The organism is Streptomyces sp. NPDC045701 (assembly GCF_056432045.1).
On the sequence record NZ_JBWKJV010000213.1, the window covers coordinates 1 to 1,323 of the forward strand.

1 pseudogene is annotated in these 1,323 nt (G+C 69.6%); it reads left to right on the plus strand.

The features are described 5' to 3' along the window. The first annotated feature begins 165 nt into the window (after window positions 1-165). Window positions 166-1,232: pseudogene (locus AC07DW_RS34525) on the plus strand (IS630 family transposase). Window positions 1,233-1,323 lie beyond the last annotated feature (91 nt).

Here is a 1,323-nt window from a genome sequence, read left to right on the forward strand (position 1 = left end):
CGCTCAGCCCCGGCCGGATCGGCGCTATCACCAAAGCCGCCCTCGTCCTCAACAACGCCTGGCGATGAATTTCGTCGAGAAAACCTCACTGACTTCAGCGTTATGAGGTGACGAATCTTGGCGTTTGGCTGATGGTAGACCGGTGGTGGCGGTAGACCGCTGGCCATGCGGTATGCGGATGGGGGCGGGTTGACGGCGAGGGGCCGTCAGTGCCGCGGGGCGGTGCGGCTGGAGGCCGCCGGGTTGTTCGCCGGATCCGGCCGCCCGAGGTCGCCCGTCGGCTGCGGGTGAGCCGGAGGTCGGCCTGCCAGTGGCACCGGGCCTGGCAGGAGGGCGGGGCGGAGGTGCTGGCCTCGCGAGGTCCACTCGGCAAGCGGTGCAAGCTGTCACCGCGATGCCAGGAGAAACTCGCCCAGTACCCTGACCAGGGCCCTGCCGCGCATGGATGGAGCGAAAACCAGGTCTGGACGGGCGCGCGGGTGGCGAGGCTGACCGGGAGGAAGTTCCACGTCTCCTGCAGCGTCCCGGGCGCCACGAGGCTGATGCGCCGGCTCGGCTTCACTCCGCAGGTTCCCGCCCGGCGTGCGGCCGGGCGCGACGAGCAGGCCCTCGCCACCTGGAAGGAGGCGGCCTGGGCGGAGGTAAAAGCGCCCGGTCGGCCTGCGGGGGCTGGATCTGCTCCGGGGACGGGGCAGGGTTCACCCGCAGGCCGCCCAGGGGACGCAACCGGGGGTCGGCGTGGCACCACCCCGGTCGTGAAGGTCTGCGGCCGTCGCTCCAAACAGGTCTCCGCCGCCGGACTGATCGCGGTGCGGCCCGGCCCGGACCAGACCAGACTGTGCCACCGCATCCGGCGCCACACCGGACGCAAGGACGAGCGCCGCAGCCTGTCCGGGCATGACTGCACCGGCCTGACCGACGGCATCCACCACCTGGTCAGCGCACCGATCGTGCTGGTCTGGGACCGTCTGAACACCCACGTCTCCCACACGATGCGCAAGTTGATCGCCGCCCGCGACTGGCTGACCGTCTGCATCCTGCCCGCCTACGCGCCCGGCCTGAACCCCGTGGAATGGCTCTGGGCCCATGTCAAGCGCAGCCTCGCCAGCCTCGCCTCGGTCGCTCTCGACCACCTGGAAGCCGTCGTCCGGAACCGGCTCAAACGCCTGCAGTACCGCCCCCACACCCTCGACGGCTTCATCGCCGGAACCGGACTCGCCCTCGATCCCTAACTAATACTGCAATCACAGTTAGGGGGTGTGTCCGCGTTGTTTGTAGTGGCTGTTGCGGGCGCGTGTCTGGCTGAGTCTTCGCCAGAGTGAC